This window comes from Streptococcus pacificus, assembly GCF_016481305.1.
Taxonomy (GTDB): Bacteria; Bacillota; Bacilli; order Lactobacillales; family Streptococcaceae; genus Streptococcus; species Streptococcus pacificus.
This window is the reverse complement of record NZ_JAENBO010000002.1, coordinates 170724-188774: the sequence shown is the minus strand read 5'-3', so window position 1 is coordinate 188774 and position 18051 is coordinate 170724. Positions and strand designations below refer to the sequence as shown.

The window sequence follows — 18051 nt, the reverse complement described above, 5'->3', positions numbered from 1 at the left end:
GAAATAACAACTATCTGCTATCTCATCAGCCAGTAGAGCTAAGAATGATGACTAATATTTTTTGGTTTTTTAGGTAAAATATTCTTTTATTTTAGGGTAATTTTTTGTAAAATATAAGTATTTGGTATTGGCTTTAAGGGATAAAGCCAGACAATAATGATAAGATATTTTAGATTGGAAAATTCATAATGAAAAAAACAAACGCCTTGTATCAAAAGGTTTTTAATTATGCGATTAGAAAATTAAGTGTTGGTATAGGCTCTGTCGTTATTGGTGCCTCTTTTTTGGGTGCGACACCGGTGTTGGCTGAGCAACAACAAGCCAAAGTGACTTATGACTATGTTTTAGACTCGGAATTATCACCTGATGAGCTTTCCCTGATTCAAAAAGGGAATCCAAGGGATAATATTGCTGAGGAAACGACTATTTACTTGGTTTATTCACCTGATAAAGAAGCGACCCTGCCTAAAACTAACGACAATTCTGCCCTTACTTTAGGGGTTTTAGGAGGTGTCTCTCTTGTTCTTGTTGGAATAACTATAAAGAAAAATAAAAAGCTGAGCAAGGCCAGTCTTCCTTATCTGATTTTGATAACAGGAGTATTTGGTCTGTCTGCATCAGATTTAGTTTCTTCAATAGAGGTTAATGCTTTAAACCATTATCATCAAGAAATACAAGCCGGCCAAGTCTTTGAAACAGCAGATATTGTGCTTGATATTCCCAATCATCATTATATTGGCTTCATTGAATTAAAAAATGATGCTCCTAAGCCCGAGGTAAATCAAGAGGTAACAAAAGAATCGTCAAAAGAAAATGATCAAAAAAGAGATGTTTCTCATCCAGATACAGCTCCAGTTGTCGAAGATCCTGCGATAACTTTTGAGGTCCCCAAAGATGCTCCGACAGTTAGTTTGGAAGAGGTAAGTATCGAAGAATCACATCCAGATACAGCTCCAGTTGTAGAGGATCCTGTAATCACTTTTGAGATACCCAAGGATGCTCCAACAGTTAGTCTAGAAGAGGGAGTTATCGAAGAATCACATCCAGATACAGCTCCAGTTGTAGAGGATCCTGTAATCACTTTTGAGATACCCAATGATGCTCCAACAGTTAGTCTAGAAGAGGGAGTTATCGAAGAATCACATCCAGATACAGCTCCAGTAGTTGAAGATCCTGCGATAACTTTTGAGGTCCCCAAGGATGCTCCAAAAGTTAGTTTGGAAGAGGCTAAGACTCTTGTTGAAGTAACTAATGAAGCGCTACCTTTTGTCACACGCTATGTTGGGAATCCTGCTTTAGAGTATGGCCAATCAGAGATTTTAACACGAGGTGTTGCGGGTTCTACGACAATAACGACGACTTATGTTGAAGAAAATGGTGAAAAAGGCGCTGTCTTGAGTCAACAGACTCAAACAAATCCTCCTGTCAATCAAGTGATTCAACTGGGCACTAAACCAGTAGAAGAAACAGAGACGATTGTTGATAATAAAGTCCAATACCAAGTGACTTATCGTACGAGCTATCTTGTTAATGAAGAAACGGGAGAAATCACTCCTCAAAGAGAAGAGATTGCAAGAAAAACAATTGAACAACCGACGAAAGAAAAACCAATTGTTACTGTTGCTCAGGTGGTTGCTAATGATAATGACCAAACCGTTGCTATTACCTATAGTAAACAAGATTCAGATCAAACATTTAAGCAAATCAAGCTGGCTATTATGAAAGATGGTCAAGTGATTAAAGAAATAACATCTGATTTAACAAATCTAACGCTTCAATTGTCTGATTTAAGTCCTTATATCACTTATCAGATAGAAACAACAGTAATCTACGATATCGGTGATGGGGATGTTGAGGAAGTATTAGAGAAAAAACAAGACGTTGAGTTTATTCCTAAGAAAATTGAATATCGTTCTGTAACCAAGACAGAATTATACCAACTGGATGAAAATCATCATCTCAAACGCGTGACAGGATTAGAAGACGTTCCTCTATCTCCTGAGTCTTACTTGGTTAAATTGACGACTGACCATGATACTGCTTTGCTACCTGTAGCAACCTTCAGAGAAGTTGGTGATCAGATTGAAGCAGAGCTCAACCATTCTCATTTGGTGACTTTTGCGCCAGATAATACCAGTGTTGCCGAAGGTTATCGAATTAAAATAGATAAGATAACAACAGGGAATGGTATTTACACTGATTTTAATCAATTGATAAAAGCTATGGAAAGTCAACCATCAGGTCAGTTTAGAATTGGTAGTGATTTATATGCTACACCAACAGATAAAGCAACCTATGTTACTGGTAATTTCACAGGAAGTTTATCAAGCGTGGATGGGAAACACTATGGTATCTACCGTTTGGAAAAACCACTATTTAATCGCTTGGAAGGTGCTAGAGTTGAAAACCTTTCATTAAAAGAAGTTAATATCACTTCACAGGCAGACACGGCTAGTTTAGCCTTGTGGGCAAACAATGCTAATATTAACCATGTTTTTGTTGATGGGCAATTGACTTATGACCCAAACAACTCTAACACCCATCAGATAGGTGGCTTGGTCGCAACACTTGCTGGCTCTACGGTTGATTCTTCCTATGTTAATTTGTCGATTACAGCAAGAGATCGTGCTAATAACAATCTTGCTGGCCTGGTGGCAAGAGCAAATTCATATTTTGCTACTTCTCGTCTCACTAATAACGTTGTTGCTGGTGAGATTAAAACAGGTAATCAGTCTAAAAAAGCAGCTCTACTTGCTTTCAACTTTGGCGTGACTCAAATTGATAATAATACTAGCAATATGTCTTTAGAGATGTTAGGAAGTGGTATTACCGGTTCAAATAATAAACGCGTGGGTGATGGGCAAAATGGCACTATTACTCAAGAACAATTTAACGACAGGTTAAAAGAGATAGGTGCTCTTGATTCAGAACAAACACTATCCTCAAATGATTATCAAGATAGCCAATTAAAACACTACCAAGCAGATAGAGAAATCGCCTACTATAACACGAAAAAATTACTTCCTTTATACGATAGACACACGATTATTAAATATGGTAATTTAATTGATACGAATAGCCATTTATACAGTAAACGAATTGTGTCTGTAACACCGATGACGGATAATCAGTTTGCTACTAACCTTCAAAACCTTGCCTCTGTCAATCAATTATTTGTTCTTTATGAAGACAATAGTAAAGACGTCTTTACGCTAACTTCTCTAGGCGAATTTGCTGATACAAAAGTAACTGAATTTAGCTTATTAAACAACCTACTTTATACACCAGATCATTTCATGGCAACCGATAATAGCCTTCGTGATCAGTTAGTAACGCTATTATCATCGGTTAATCTGACAGATAGTAATGTTAGAAAGGTACTAGGATTATCGGATAATCAAGAGGTTAAAGCCTTGTATCTTGCTGATTCTTTTGCCCAAATTAAAGCTGAGTTACCTGAAATTGTTGCAAAACTTCTGTCAACCAGTTTGATGGAAGCAGATTATTCGGGAACAAAAGAGTATTTGGTGCAATATGTCTCAGACAATAAAGAGAAATTACTTCTTGGTTTAGCTTATTTAAATAGACTTTATAATATTCAGTTTGGTGAGTATAACATTAAAGATATAGTGTTATACAAACCATCCTTTTACGGAAAACCAATTGAAACTTTAGATTGGTTAGTCACCATTGGTTCTATGGGCTATGATAATCTCTTGCTATATAAAAATGAAGCCTTTTATGAAAACACCTTGCAAGTGATTGATAAACCATCTCTTTTATCATTCTTAGACCATAATAGAATGATTTTTGCTCCTGAAATGACAGCAAATGACTGGTTTAAATCGGCGACAAAAGCTTATATTCATGAAGAAGCTTCGCGAGTTTTACCTGAGAAAAGTGTGGCTATTTATGACCGACTTCAAATAAAAGAATCCTATAGAAGCTATATCCTTCCTCTGTTAGCATTAAAAGAAGACAATGTTTATGCGGTGACGACCTTATCTTCATTAATTTTGGGTGGTTATGGTCGTGACATTGATATGAGTATTAAAGAAACTGATAAAGCACGTTATCAAGAAGAGCTAGAACGTGTGCATCAGTTGATTAATGATAAGGCAAGAAGATGGCAAGACTTTGTTGATTTATTTATGAGGGTGGTTTCACCAACCAGTCAAAAGGTTTATGCGGATAAATTGACAGAATTATTTGCCGGGTACTATATTAAAGATCCAGTTAATGGCAAAATAGCGCCTCTGTTCAATGAGAAACGACGCTGGGCAGAACCTTATGGTGACATTGATACATCCATTGACGATTTCTTTGGTCCAATCGGTAGGTATTACCCACAATCACCTAACAAGGATTCTGGCTATGCCAATAAATCCTTAAATCGCATTTACTTTGATGGTGTTGATATCTTAGGACATGAAGGTGGGTCAACTTATAGTCATGAGATGACACATGCTTATGATGAAGATGGTGTGTTAAATGGTTATGGTTACCGTGATGGACAAGAAGCAGAGTCCTATGCTCTTGGCTTATTTGAATCGGTAACCAGTCCAAATAGTTATTACTATGGCTTTAACTTCATGTATGATTTGGAACATGGTGCCCACAATGATCGTATCTCTCGTTTCCAAACGAAAAACGATTTTAAAGACTACCTTAGTGGCGTTTTTGATGTGACGTACCTCTTAGATGGTATTGAGGCAGATATTATTCTTAAAAAAGATAAGGCCGATCAAAAATTCTTCTTTAATAAGATAGAATTAGTAAAAGATACGGATACTAAAGCTGGTGCAACTCATGGTAAAGATGTGATTAGAGAGATTACCACACAAGAATGGGAACAAATGACCTTGATTTCAATTTCTGATTTGGTTCGTCAAAAACTCGTTAGTCAGAGTGGTACTTTGTTGAAAAAAGACTACCTTCGTGATAATCATAATAATTATTATTTCATACCACTTTACTATCCTATTTATGCAGCTTATGAAAATGATTCTGGAACTAGTGGTGGCTTGATGTTTAGAAGAACTGCTTTTGAACTATTAGCAGCTTTGGGTTGGGATGAAGGCTTCATTCCTTATGCAAGTAATCAACTAAAACAAGAAGCCGAAGCACAGCAACAACCATTGTCAGATAGCTTTATCTTCAAGAAAATCTTTAATGGTCAGTATGAAAACTATGAAGATTTTAGAATTCAGATGTTTATGCAACGAATGGCTAAGAAAGACAAGATTAAGCCAATTACAATCATGGTTGACAATCAATCTTATACCATCAACTCTTATGACACATTGAAAGCCTTAATGACAAAAGCGATTGATGAAGATTTAGCTAAACTAAAAGTAGGACAATATGGTTTTGCTAGAGAAAAATTAAAAGCTGCCATCATGAAAGCTTACAATGACTTAACAGATGATTTTAGAACTTCTATCTTTAATGACTAATGAAAAAATGGAGATAATCGATTGTTATGTTGTTCTTCTTACTTAATAGAGTAGAACTGTGAAAAACTGATTTGGCCAGACATCATTATTCACTCAAGGATTTACAGGCAGATAAAATTTCTTAAGAGAGGCTAGAAAGGTTGATTCTAGCCTCTTTTTAATAGGCGTAAGCATTATTAACCCTATTTTAAGAAAAAGGGTATACAATAGAGGCACAGAAAAAAATAAAGATACTTTTAAAATAGTTTCTAGTGATAATCACTTCTAATTTTAAAAAAAGCAACTGATTTTTATCTGTGCAAATTGTTATCTTTTTTGGTATATTATATGGCGTAAAAGAGATAACTTTTTTTATAAAACAGTTAACTGTTTTATTGTGAAAAGGAGGGTGATATGAAAGAATATGATCTACTAGTCATAGGCTTTGGGAAAGGCGGGAAAACACTTGCTGCTAAAATGGCTGCAAAAGGCAAGTCCGTTGCCATGGTCGAACAAGACCCTTTGATGTACGGAGGGACTTGTATTAATATTGGCTGTATCCCAACCAAAACAATGTTACATAGCGTAGAAACGGGACATGACTTTAAAGCTGTTATGTCAGAAAAAGAGGCGGTTACTAAGCGACTACGTCAAAAGAATTATGACATGCTAGCAAAAGCGCAAACGGTAGATGTTTATACAGCTAAGGCTCGTTTTATCTCCAATAAAGTGGTTGAAATTAGTAGTCAGGGGGATACCAAACAGCTAACAGCTAAGAACATTGTGATTAACACAGGGGTTGTCTCAAATGTTTTACCGATACCAGGTTTATTAGAAAGCAAAAATGTTTATGATTCAACCCAAATGCAAACGCTCACCACACAACCCAAAACCTTAGGCATTATTGGTGGTGGTAATATTGGTTTGGAGTTTGCTAATTTATATACTCAACTGGGGACAAAAGTCACTATTTTTGATCCTCAAGATCGTATTTTTAGCCGTGAAGAAGAGCTTATTTCTCAGATGGCTCAAGAATACATGGAAGAAGATGGCATTTCCTTTCAATTATCTTCAACAATCACAAGAGTAAAAAATGATAACGATAAGACAGTGATTGTGACAGACAAGGGAGATTTTGCCTTTGATGTTGTCATGTATGCAACGGGAAGAATACCCAATACAAAAGACTTGGGGCTTGAAAATACTGATATTAAAACGACAGCTAATGGCGCTATTGTCGTTGATGAGTATCGACAAACAACAGTTTCTGATGTTTTTGCAGTTGGTGATGTCAATGGTGGACCGCAATTTACTTATGTTTCCTTAGATGATTTTCGTATTGTTTATGATTATTTGATGGGTGATAAAAGCTACTCGCTTACTCATCGTTCAAATGTTCCCAATACAACCTTTACCAATCCCCCATTAGCGCGTGTTGGTCTGGATGAAAAAATGGCAAAAGAACAAGGCTTACCTTATAAGGTTAATAGTCTGAAAGTTGCTCAAATGCCAAGAGCTCATGTCAATAACGATTTAAGAGGAGTCTTTAAGGTTGTTGTTCATGAAGAGACAAAGGAAATTCTAGGGGCAACAATCTATGGTGCTGAGGCACATGAAATTATTAATTTGATTACCATAGCAATGGATAATCAGATCCCTTACACCTACTTCCAAAAACAAATTTTTACTCATCCAACAATGGCTGAAAATTTAAATGACCTTTTTAATTTTTAAAAAGGTATGTTAAAATAGGAAATAAAAAAGAACACATTTTTAAAATAAATGATGATACCTATAGGAGAAAATATGACACAATATCAAAATTATGTTAATGGTGAGTGGAAATCATCAGAAAAAGAAATTAAGATTTTTGAACCGGCAACAGGTAAGGAACTAGGAACAGTTCCTGCTATGAGCCAAGAAGAAGTGGACTACGCTATGGCTTCTGCCAAAGAGGCCTTTCCAAAATGGCGTGCTCTTTCATATGTTGAACGTGCAGCCTATCTTCACAAAGCGGCAGACATTTTGATGAGAGATAAAGAAGAAATTGGTGAGATCTTATCAAAAGAAATTGCTAAAGGACTTAAATCATCTATCGGTGAAGTGGTTCGTACGGCAGAAATTATTGATTTTGCTGCCGAAGAAGGTTTACGTTTGACTGGAGAAGTTTTAGAAGGTGGTAGTTTTGAAGCAGCCAGTAAGAAAAAATTGGCTGTTGTTAGACGTGAACCTCAAGGATTAGTTCTAGCTATTTCACCATTTAACTACCCAATTAACTTGGCAGCCTCTAAGATTGCTCCGGCTTTGATTGCAGGAAATGTTGTTGCCTTCAAACCACCAACACAAGGTTCTATTTCTGGTTTGCTTTTAGCAAAAGCTTTTGTTGAAGCTGGTTTACCTGCAGGCGTCTTTAATACAATTACAGGTCGAGGATCAGAAATTGGGGACTATATTGTTGAACATAAGGCTGTTGACTTTATCAGCTTTACAGGTTCAACACCAGTTGGTAAAAACATTGCCAAATTAGCTGGATTAAGACCAGTTCTTTTGGAAATGGGAGGTAAAGATTCAGCTATCGTCTTAGAGGATGCTGATTTAGAACTTGCAGCTAAACAAATTGTTGCTGGTGGTTACAGCTACTCTGGTCAACGTTGTACAGCTGTTAAGCGTGTCTTTGTAATGGACAGTATTGCTGATGAATTAGCAGCTATCGTTCGCGATAAAGTCAATGCTTTGAAGGTTGGTCAACCAGAAGAAGATGCTGATATTACAGCACTTATTGATACTAAAGCAGCAGACTATGTTGAAGGCCTTATTAATGATGCGACTGAAAAAGGTGCAAAACCATTAAATGACATTAAACGTGAAAACAATCTTATTTCACCGGTCGTTTTTGATAATGTCACAACTGATATGAGACTTGCTTGGGAGGAACCTTTTGGACCTGTAATGCCATTTATCCGCGTGAAATCTGTGGAAGAAGCGATTAAATTATCAAATGCTTCTGAATATGGTTTACAAGCATCAATCTTCACCAAGAACTATCCTAAAGCCTTTGCAATTGCAGAGCAATTAGAGGTAGGAACTGTTCACATTAATAACAAAACACAACGTGGAACAGATAATTTCCCATTCATGGGTGTAAAAAGTTCTGGTTCAGGAACACAAGGTGTCCGCTACTCTATTGAAGCAATGTCACGCTTGAAATCGGTTGTTTTTGATACCGAATAAATTAAAAACCAATAAAAGAGAGGCAAGGTCCTCTCTTTTTGTGTAGAGTGTCTAGTAAGCATATCACTCACTCACTAAGCGTATAAGTGCTATAATGATAGCCAGGAGGGTAAACCTATGAAAGTAAAAAATGTAATCGAACTAAAACAGGCTATTGCAGCTAATGAAAAAGAGATTAAATTGATGAATTCAATGAGCATCTCTAACAGTATTAAACTGAACCCAGGACAAAGCTTAATAGCTGGTTCTGATAATATCTTATTAAGTTTCATTAATGGTGATGGGATTGCCTTGACGCAAAATAACTCTATCTCTGGACTTGCTATTCAAACATCACCCTCAAAAAGAGCAATCTTTATTGATTCTTCAAGAATGGATTTGGGAGAAATTAAATTAACCAATCTTGTCGTTACTGGGATGGTTCAGTTAATCACTCGTGGGTACAACAAAAACCTTTCTGTAGTGATTGATGACCTAGATATTGTTTCTGCTGACGCTAGATCTTACCCAGAAAGACCAATGAAATACGGTGTTAACGTTTATCAAGGGGCTTTAACCATTTACAACTTCAATCCTGAAGAAGGTAGTGAAATCAAAGTAACAGCGACTAATGTTTCTGTTGGTAGAAAAAATGCGCCAGCTCTTGGTAGTGGTATTTTCATCTCTGGCTTTAATGATGATTCAGGAAAAGTTGTGATTGATCAATTAACAACTAATGATGTTTATTCAAATGGTATGATTCCAACTGGGCAACCAAATCTTATCACCGGTGGTATTTTCATCGTTTATGGTGCTCATGCTAAGGATGTTGTTTCAAATGGTGTTGTTGTGACTTATGGTACTAACGACATGGTTCTTGACGTCTGGGGCAGTGTTGATCGTTGGGTTGTCAAAGAAGAAGTCATTAGCTACGGAACAAGTGGTATCGGTTTTGTTAACTTTGGTGATGTCAAAGACTTCAGGGCTGAAAAAACAATTACTACTAATGGTTCAGGCGCTAGAGGGTTCAACCAATATGATGGTACGATTGAAAAAGCTTACTTCGAAAAAATTGTCACCAAAGGAGACGGATCTATTGGGATGCAATTTAGTAAGCCAGTGGGTGACATCACTATTGGTAGCGACATCTCAACATCAGGATCTGTAGGTCAAACCTTAGTAAAAGGTGAAATTATGACACTTGCAGCTGATGCGCTTAGTGTCTTAGCTGGTGGTAGCATTAAAACACTTGAAGTTAAAGGTAACATTGAAACACATGGGGCAAATGTTGTTTCTTACCATATCAACGGCGGTAAGGTTGACAAGTTGCTATTATCAGGAAAACTTATTGCAAATGGTGATGGTGCTAAAGAAGTTGTCATCCAAAATGATGGCAAGACAGATCGCTCAGCTATTGAAGCTTACCTTTAAAACTAAAAAAATACGATAAGACTAGAAAAGAGAATCGAAAGATTCTCTTTTTGTTTTGATTTGAAAAAAGAAAGACTATAAAAGTAGTGTTCCTTCTACTAGTCATTATCTGTATCAAATTCTAGCATTCTTTTTTACTTTTTGATATGATTAACTAGTTAACAATCTCTGAAAGGAAAAATAATGGCTAATAAATTTGATGAAAAAGCAAAACACTATGATTCCCCAGAGCAACTCGCTTTGGCAGAACATTTTACAAAAGTGATTCGCTCCTTGTTAGACGGTTATCAGATTGATACGATAGTAGATTATGGTGGTGGCACTGGCAATCTTGCACTTGGGTTAGCTGATTTGGCAGAAAAAATAATCCTTACTGATATCAGTCAAGCCATGCTAGATCAGGCAAAACAAAAAATTGAGGCAGCAGGTCATACCCATATCACTACACAATTGGTTGATGAAACCAACAAGTCCATCAAGGATGCCTATGATTTACTTCTTATTTCATTGGTTCTACATCATGTGCCAGACTATAAAGACTTGCTAGAAGAATTATTTGTCACATTGAACGACAATGGTCAATTCATCATGATTGATTTTTACCAAGACCTAGAGGCCAATTATAGTGGCTTTGATTTAGACCTTCTAGCAAAAGAACTGGAATCACTTGGTTTGAAAACCGTGACTAAGGAACTCATTATTGAAGGGGATGCTCTGTTTATGCGTCCACAAGGAAAAGCTTTTATTTTACAAGCAATTAAGACAACTCAACTATAATTAGTGAGTTAAAAAAACAAAAATCTGTTATAACAGTTTGTGTCAACACAAATTGGTAACCCTTTATTGCTTGAAAAGATTAGCAACTGTTATCGATTGACCAATATTTTTTTGATATGTTAAAATGATAAAAAGAGCATAGTAGGAGAATATTATGATAAAATCAGCGGTAGAATGGGTAAAACTGCTAGAGATGACAGCTCATCCTGAAGGTGGGTATTTTCGTGAAGTCGAAAAATCACAAGATAAGATACAAATCAAGGGGAAGGAACGTTCTCTTTTCACAAGTATCTACTTTCTCTTGGAAAAAGAAAACCCATCACATTTTCATCGTTTAACCGCGGATGAAATCTGGTATTATCATGACGGTCAGCCATTAACAGTTCATATGATTACGCCAGATGGCAACTATAAAACAGCTACTTTAGGGCTTGATGTAGCCAAAGGACAAGTCTTACAGTATCGTGTTTCTAAGGGGACCATTTTCGGATCAACTGTTGAGGAGGGCTTTTCCCTCGTTTCCTGCATGGTTTCACCAGGATTTGAATTTGAGGATTTTGAACTATTCAGTTATCAAGAACTGATAACACATTATCCAGAACATGACAGTATTATCAAACAATTGACGAAATAAAAATGGAAGGGACTGAGTGTCCCTTCCATTTTTATCATATCAATATAATAACAAGTTATAGCACAATGGTATTTTCTTTTTGGGTCAGTAAATTGGACTCAATTCTCTCAAAAATGAAAGCGCTTTATATTATAATTGAATTAGGAGATTAATCATGTTAACCAATGACATTGTTAAAAAGTTACCTCTTTTTTCCAAGTATCATGGCTATCCATTATCAGATTTAGAAGGTGTCTTGGGTGTTTCTAGAAAAAGTATTTTATCAGATATGGCTAAAATCAATGCCACTTTAGAGATATTAGACACCCCTGTCATCTCTCTGGTCAACGATAGGATTAATTGCCCACAGATTTCTGTGACTGATTTGTTTGTAAGGCTATCACCTGATCTTAAAGACTATCTTTTTCAGGAAGAACGGCCCTATATGATTGTTCTTTATCTGTTACTAAAGGAAGATTATATCTCTAATTTTCATCTTCAAGATGTTCTAAGAATCAGTAAGAATACGGTATTAAATGATTTAAAAGAATTAAAAAAGAGTCTGAGACAAAAACAAGTCACCATAGAGTATGAGCGAAAAAGCGGCTACTTTCTAGTTGGTTGTCCAAAAGACTTGCGTTTTGTTTTGGAGTGGGCGATTAATGAACTTCTCCAATTCAGCAGTGGGAAATGGATTATTCGCTATCTGTTTCATGCTTGCCAAAAACCATTTGAGTTTGATCATATAGCGCAAGTTTTTCTTACTTATACTAATCAAAGTCAATTATTGTTTATTAATGAGCGGATAGAGGCGACGTCTTATGTCATTTTATGCCTTATTTGGGGGCGTTTAGAAGGAAAGGTGGTGTATTCTGAACAAGAAAGACAACTAATTAGTGAGATTGTTGTTTTTGAGTTGGCTAAACAATTTGTCGCAGAATTTCCTAATTTGAAAAGGGAGTGTTATTTTATTGCGACAAGACTAATGGGATGTACTCAAGGAGATATTGTCAAATCTCCTCAGCCTGAGATACTGGTTATCATGGAAGCTATTATCGACATGGTGTCAGCGAAAACTGGAATTGTATTTACTAATGACGCGCAATTTAGACAAAATTTATACTGTCATCTTGCCCCAGCCTATTATCGATTGTTGTTTGATAATCACATTGTCAATCCTTTAAAAGAACATATTTTGTCAGAATATGAGAGCTTGTTTTATTTAATCAAAAAGAGTCTCTTTCCACTGAGTGAGGCTCTGGGAAAAACGATTAGTGATGATGAAGTTGCTTATTTCACCATGCATTTTGGTGGTTATTTGACCATTCATCCATTAAATAATGATCAACGAAAGATTGTCGCTTTAGCGGTTTGCCCAAATGGGATAAGTTCTTCTTTAATTCTAGGATCAGAATTACAGATGATGTTCCCAGAGTTTATGTTTAAAGATGTTCACCAACTAGCTCATCTTAATGCGTTGCAGTTACAAGATTATGATGTGATTTTTTCAACAGTTTTCTTTGAAACCGACAAACCACTCTTTGTGGTTCAACCTTTTATGAATCCCGTTGAAAAAACAATATTGAAGAAAACAGTTTACAATGAATTTTCGATAACACCATCTTTTTATCCGAAAAGTGAAGAACTACTTAAGCTGATCAAAAAGTCTTGTCTCATTGAAGATGAACAAACCTTAAGAGAAGATTTAGCCACTTATTTTTTATCACTGGGTCATCACGACACAAGTAGTTGGGAGGGAGTATCATTGACTGATTTGTTAACAATTGACCTGATTCAAACGAAAGAAAACGTTAAAGATTGGCAGGAAGCCATCACTCTAGCGGCAGATCCACTATTAAAACAAGGCTACATTGAAGCTAGTTATATCACTGCCATGATAGAGTCTGTTAAAACAATAGGGGCTTACATTGTTTTGGCGCCACATGTTGCTGTACCTCATGCAACCCCAGAAAAAGGGGTCAAACGATTGGGGATGAGTTTATTGCATTTGAAAGAGCCTGTTTCCTTTAACTTGGATAAAAATGATTTTGATGATGAAAGGGAGGTGCAACTGATTTTTGTTTTGGCCGCAATTGATTCTTCTGCGCATCTAAAAGCCTTGCAAGAATTAGTAATGATTTTAGATGATGAGGAAAAACTTCAAAAATTAATAGCAGCTGAAACGAAGGAAGACATTTATCGATTGCTAAAATGGAGTTCATTAAATGAAGAGGTGGAATGATGAAAATAATTACAGTTTGTGGCAATGGTATTGGTAGTAGTTTGCTACTCAAAATGAAAGTGGATAAAATTGCTAAAGAGCACGGTTATGATATAGAGGCTGAGTCTTGTGACTCAAATGCTGCGGTTGGCAGAGATGCGGATTTATTTGTCACCGTCAAAGAATTCAAGGACATTTTTCCTGAAGATGCCAAGGTTTGTATTGTAAGAAGTTATACCAATAAAAAGAGGATAGAAGAGGACTTATTACCTGTACTAGAAGAGATGTTATCTAAATAGGGAGGATAAGAAATGGTAATATTAGATTTTTTAAAAGATATCTTAAGTGAGCCTGCTTTTTTGATGGGATTGATTGCCTGTGCGGGACTTTTGGCTTTAAAATCGCCAGCTCATAAGGTAATGACTGGGACACTTGGTCCAATTTTAGGTTATCTCATGTTATCTGCTGGAGCGGGTGTTATTGTTGCTAATTTAGACCCCTTAGCACAAATGATTGAAAAAGGTTTTCATATTACTGGGGTGGTGCCAAATAATGAAGCCGTCACTTCAGTTGCCCAACAAATCTTGGGTGTTGAAACCATGTCTATTTTAGTGGTTGGCTTATTATTTAATTTAATTATTGCACGTCTAACACGCTTTAAATATATTTTCTTGACAGGTCATCACAGTTTCTTTATGGCTTGTCTGTTATCAGCTGTTTTAGGCGCTCTGGATTTTAAAGGCATTTTATTAATTCTTATCGGAGGCTTTATTTTAGGCGCGTGGTCAGCTATTTCTCCAGCAATTGGGCAACGTTACACTTTAAAGGTTACAGATGGTGATGAAATTGCCATGGGCCACTTTGGTAGCTTGGGCTACTATTTAGCGGCATGGATTGGTGATTTGGTTGGTAAGAATAGTCAAAGCACAGAAGATATCCAAGTATCTGAAAAGTGGAACTTTTTGAGAAATACAACCATCTCTACAGCCCTTATTATGATTGTTTTCTATCTTATCTCTGCCATTGCTGCAGGTGGTGATTTTGTATCAAGTATTTCTGGTGGTAAAAGCCCATTCATTTTTGCCGTCTTGTCTGGTCTTCAGTTTGCGGTTGGCGTTGCTATCGTTTATGCCGGGGTTCGTATGATTTTAGCTGATTTAATTCCAGCGTTTGAAGGGGTTAGTACTAAACTTATTCCAAATGCTGTGCCAGCTGTTGACTGTGCTGTCTTTTTCCCATACGCACCGACTGCTGTTATTATAGGCTTTGCTTTTAGCTTTTTAGGTGGTCTTATCGGCATGTTTATTTTAGGCGCAATTGGTGGTGTCTTAATCATCCCTGGTATGGTTCCACACTTCTTTTGTGGTGCGACAGCCGGTATTTTTGGCAATGCTACTGGGGGTCGTAAGGGTGCCATTTTAGGATCATTTGTCAATGGTCTGTTCTTGGCATTTTTACCAGCTATGTTACTACCAGTCTTGGGAAATCTAGGGTTTAGCAATACAACATTTGGTGATTTTGACTTTGCTGTTTTAGGCATTTTGCTTGGTCGTTTGGGCGAATTTGCACAATCTATTGGCGTTTATATAATAGTAGGTGTTTTACTGGCTGTTTTAATTATTCCATCGTTAATGAGTAGCTCTCAAGAAGCGATTAATAACCATGAGTGAGGTGAAAAAAATGAAAACTGATTTTTCTGTTAAAATTTATTCTGATGGCGCTGTTTTGGAAGACATGGTTGCCGATTTAAATTCTGGTCTCGTTACTGGTTTCACAACAAACCCTAGTTTGATGAAAAAAGCGGGGGTTACAGATTATCTGACATTTGCTAAAGATGTTTTAGAGGCCATTACGCAGTACCCAGTTTCTTTTGAAGTTTTTGCTGATGATTTAGAAACGATGAAACGTGAAGCTAAAAAAATAGCTAGTTTCGGGGACAATGTCTATGTCAAAATTCCAATTACCAATTCAAAAGGTGACAGTACGATTCCAATTATTAAAGACTTATCAGCTGAGGGCATTAAGGTTAACGTTACTGCCATTTTCACCACTAGTCAAGTTGAGAGAGTTGTTGAGGTTCTAAGTGATAAGACACCGTCCATTGTTTCAGTTTTTGCAGGACGTGTTGCAGATACAGGTGTTGATCCAGAGCCACTAATGGCTTCTGCCAAGGCTATCTGCCAAACAAAAGAAGCTGTAGAATTGCTCTGGGCTAGTCCTAGAGAAGTGTTCAATATCTATCAAGCCGATAAATTAGGGGTTGACATTATTACTTGTACACCTGGTATCATTAAAAAACTCAGTTTAAAAGGTAAAGATTTGGAACAATACTCCTTAGAGACTGTTCAAACGTTTCTTTCTGACAGCACAAGTCTAGGTTTTTCTATCTTGTAGAATGATTGTTTTAAGAGGTTGTGATAGTAAGGAGGTTTTTATGAAAAAACTATCAAAACATTGGCTTTATTTGGTTATGATATCTTTTCTTAGTCTAGCTCTTTTTGGCTGTACTACAAGTAGCACAACAAGTGATGAGAAGGTTAATCAAACGGTTATCGCTTATAATGAAGCGACAACACCTCATTACGATGTGGTGATGCGCAAAGAAAAACCACAAATAGATGGCATGCTTGACGATACTGTCTGGCAAGATGTTCCTATCTTGTCTGGTGGGTTCCATTTTCCATGGGATGCTAAAGAAGCACCACTAACAGAATTTAAAGCCTTTCAAGATGGAACAGATCTATATTTTAATTTCAATGTCTTAGACAAAGATGTCTTACTTGATAGTGAATGGCAAGATAATGAAAGTACTGTCGATAATGAAGACCGTGTTGAGTTATTCTTTGCCGGTGGTAGCATTGACAAGCCTACTCCAGACGGGATGCCACTTTATTATGCTATTGAAGTTGATGCTGACGGTCGTGTTCACGACTATTCTATTGAATACTATAGAGATTTTGATGGTGAATGGGACTTAGAAGGCTTGGAAACCGCTGCAACAAAAACTGATAATGGCTATAGTGTTGAAGGGAAAATTCCTATCAAAACATTAGAAGAGTTGAAACTATTAACCAACAACACCATGAAGGTTGGAGCCTATCGTGCAGAATTTTCTACACCAGAAACAGAAGGTGACGATCCTATCATGGAATGGATTTCTTGGGTCGATCCTAAAACACCAGCTCCAGATTTTCATGTCAATTCTTCTTTTGGTGAATTTAGATTCTTGAACTAATGAGTTTGAAACAAAGCCTGCGTCAATTGACGTTGGCTTTTTACTATTCACAAGCTTTTAAAACAACCATTTTGCTATATTTTCATTGTTTTCAGTAAATGGTTGACAGACAAAATATGGAGTGTTATTATATTACTTAACCGGTTATATAACTGGCTAAGTTTTTTATGGAGGAGTTTATTAAGATAATGAAAAAAATCGTTTCATATCTTTCCTTGGTTATCATTACTCTTGTTTCTGCAGTCGTTTTGGCCGCTTGTCAACAACAATCAGAAAACACTAGCGATAATCAAGAAGGGTTAACTATTGTTACCAGTTTTTATCCTATTTATGCCATGACGAAATCAGTCTCTGGCGATTTAAACAATGTTAGAATGATTCAATCAGGAAATGGTATCCATTCCTTTGAACCATCACCAAATGATGTTGCAGCTATTTATGATGCGGATGTGTTTATTTTTCATTCTCATACGCTAGAAGCTTGGGCCGGTGATATCAAGGAAAATCTCAAAGATTCTCCCGAAAAAGTGCTTGAAGCTTCTGAAAAAATGTCTTTAGATAAGGTCAAAGGTCTTGAAGATATGGAGGCTGGTGATGGGATTGATCCTGCCACCTTATATGACCCCCACACTTGGACAGATCCTGAATTAGCAGCCGAAGAAGTAGATCATATTAAAGAAATGCTGATTTCTGCTGACCCCGACAATAAAGATACCTATGAAAAAAATGCTGAAGCTTTCAAAAAAGAAGCCCAAGAGATAACAAAGGAATATCAGAAGAAATTTGAATCTGTTAAAAATAAAACCTTTGTTACTCAACACACAGCGTTCTCTTATCTTGCTAAACGTTTTGGATTAACACAATTAGGTATAGCAGGTATTTCACCAGACCAAGAACCACAACCTCGTCAGTTGGTTGAGATTAGAGAATTCATCAAAGACAATAATGTTAAAACTATTTTTGTTGAGGCAAACGTTTCTCAAAAAATCGCAGAGACAGTTGCCGAATCAACAGGAGCAAAATTAAAAACCCTTAGTCCGCTTGAAGCAGACCCAGGAAATGATAAAACTTATTTGGAAAATGTCAAAGATAATTTAGAAATACTTTATCAAGAATTAAGTAAATAGGA

At 36.5% G+C, this 18051-nt stretch carries 12 protein-coding genes; all 12 read left to right on the top strand.

The features are described 5' to 3' along the window. The first annotated feature begins 188 nt into the window (after positions 1-188). The 12 genes from JHK62_RS04015 to JHK62_RS03960 all read left to right on the top strand — a co-directional run bounded on the left by JHK62_RS04015 (position 189) and on the right by JHK62_RS03960 (position 18049). Positions 189-5456, top strand: a complete 5268-nt coding sequence (locus JHK62_RS04015) for a ZmpA/ZmpB/ZmpC family metallo-endopeptidase (protein WP_199575402.1) — start codon at positions 189-191, stop codon at positions 5454-5456. 393 nt (positions 5457-5849) lie between these two features. Then, on the top strand, positions 5850-7169 hold the full coding sequence (locus JHK62_RS04010; protein WP_199575401.1) for an FAD-containing oxidoreductase: 1320 nt from the start codon (positions 5850-5852) through the stop codon (positions 7167-7169). Positions 7170-7241: 72 nt separating this feature from the next. Then, the gene (locus JHK62_RS04005; RefSeq protein ID WP_199575400.1) at positions 7242-8666 is read left to right on the top strand and encodes an NADP-dependent glyceraldehyde-3-phosphate dehydrogenase; all 1425 of its coding nucleotides are present in this window, start codon (positions 7242-7244) and stop codon (positions 8664-8666) included. A 117-nt stretch (positions 8667-8783) separates the two neighbouring features. After that, positions 8784-10076, top strand: a complete 1293-nt coding sequence (locus JHK62_RS04000; protein ID WP_199575399.1) for a hypothetical protein — start codon at positions 8784-8786, stop codon at positions 10074-10076. A gap of 183 nt (positions 10077-10259) precedes the next feature. Then, entirely contained in the window at positions 10260-10853 is a 594-nt protein-coding gene (locus JHK62_RS03995; protein WP_199575398.1) for a class I SAM-dependent methyltransferase, read from the top strand. 154 nt (positions 10854-11007) lie between these two features. After that, on the top strand, positions 11008-11487 hold the full coding sequence (locus tag JHK62_RS03990; protein WP_199575397.1) for a cupin domain-containing protein: 480 nt from the start codon (positions 11008-11010) through the stop codon (positions 11485-11487). A 154-nt stretch (positions 11488-11641) separates the two neighbouring features. Then, entirely contained in the window at positions 11642-13708 is a 2067-nt protein-coding gene (locus tag JHK62_RS03985) for a BglG family transcription antiterminator (RefSeq protein WP_199575396.1), read from the top strand. Then, entirely contained in the window at positions 13705-13986 is a 282-nt protein-coding gene (locus tag JHK62_RS03980; protein ID WP_199575395.1) for a PTS sugar transporter subunit IIB, read from the top strand. The genes JHK62_RS03985 and JHK62_RS03980 overlap by 4 nt, the downstream gene beginning before the upstream one ends. A gap of 12 nt (positions 13987-13998) precedes the next feature. Continuing rightward, positions 13999-15357, top strand: coding sequence for a PTS ascorbate transporter subunit IIC (ulaA, locus tag JHK62_RS03975; RefSeq protein WP_199575394.1), 1359 nt, complete (start codon positions 13999-14001; stop codon positions 15355-15357). Between the two features lie 10 nt (positions 15358-15367). Beyond that, positions 15368-16081: a transaldolase gene (locus tag JHK62_RS03970; protein WP_199575393.1), complete on the top strand. Its 714-nt coding sequence runs from the start codon at positions 15368-15370 to the stop codon at positions 16079-16081. A 40-nt stretch (positions 16082-16121) separates the two neighbouring features. Next, entirely contained in the window at positions 16122-16922 is an 801-nt protein-coding gene (locus JHK62_RS03965) for a carbohydrate-binding family 9-like protein (protein ID WP_199575392.1), read from the top strand. Positions 16923-17110: 188 nt separating this feature from the next. Beyond that, positions 17111-18049, top strand: coding sequence for a metal ABC transporter solute-binding protein, Zn/Mn family (locus JHK62_RS03960; protein ID WP_199575391.1), 939 nt, complete (start codon positions 17111-17113; stop codon positions 18047-18049). Positions 18050-18051: the final 2 nt, after the last annotated feature.

What these genes read in the sequence shown, in the direction of transcription:
- JHK62_RS04015 (WP_199575402.1), top strand. Translation starts at nt 189, where the DNA reads ATGAAAAAAACAAACGCCTTGTATCAAAAGGTTTTTAATTATGCGATT.
- JHK62_RS04010 (WP_199575401.1), top strand. Translation starts at nt 5,850, where the DNA reads ATGAAAGAATATGATCTACTAGTCATAGGCTTTGGGAAAGGCGGGAAA.
- JHK62_RS04005 (WP_199575400.1), top strand. Translation starts at nt 7,242, where the DNA reads ATGACACAATATCAAAATTATGTTAATGGTGAGTGGAAATCATCAGAA.
- JHK62_RS04000 (WP_199575399.1), top strand. Translation starts at nt 8,784, where the DNA reads ATGAAAGTAAAAAATGTAATCGAACTAAAACAGGCTATTGCAGCTAAT.
- JHK62_RS03995 (WP_199575398.1), top strand. Translation starts at nt 10,260, where the DNA reads ATGGCTAATAAATTTGATGAAAAAGCAAAACACTATGATTCCCCAGAG.
- JHK62_RS03990 (WP_199575397.1), top strand. Translation starts at nt 11,008, where the DNA reads ATGATAAAATCAGCGGTAGAATGGGTAAAACTGCTAGAGATGACAGCT.
- JHK62_RS03985 (WP_199575396.1), top strand. Translation starts at nt 11,642, where the DNA reads ATGTTAACCAATGACATTGTTAAAAAGTTACCTCTTTTTTCCAAGTAT.
- JHK62_RS03980 (WP_199575395.1), top strand. Translation starts at nt 13,705, where the DNA reads ATGATGAAAATAATTACAGTTTGTGGCAATGGTATTGGTAGTAGTTTG.
- ulaA (WP_199575394.1), top strand. Translation starts at nt 13,999, where the DNA reads ATGGTAATATTAGATTTTTTAAAAGATATCTTAAGTGAGCCTGCTTTT.
- JHK62_RS03970 (WP_199575393.1), top strand. Translation starts at nt 15,368, where the DNA reads ATGAAAACTGATTTTTCTGTTAAAATTTATTCTGATGGCGCTGTTTTG.
- JHK62_RS03965 (WP_199575392.1), top strand. Translation starts at nt 16,122, where the DNA reads ATGAAAAAACTATCAAAACATTGGCTTTATTTGGTTATGATATCTTTT.
- JHK62_RS03960 (WP_199575391.1), top strand. Translation starts at nt 17,111, where the DNA reads ATGAAAAAAATCGTTTCATATCTTTCCTTGGTTATCATTACTCTTGTT.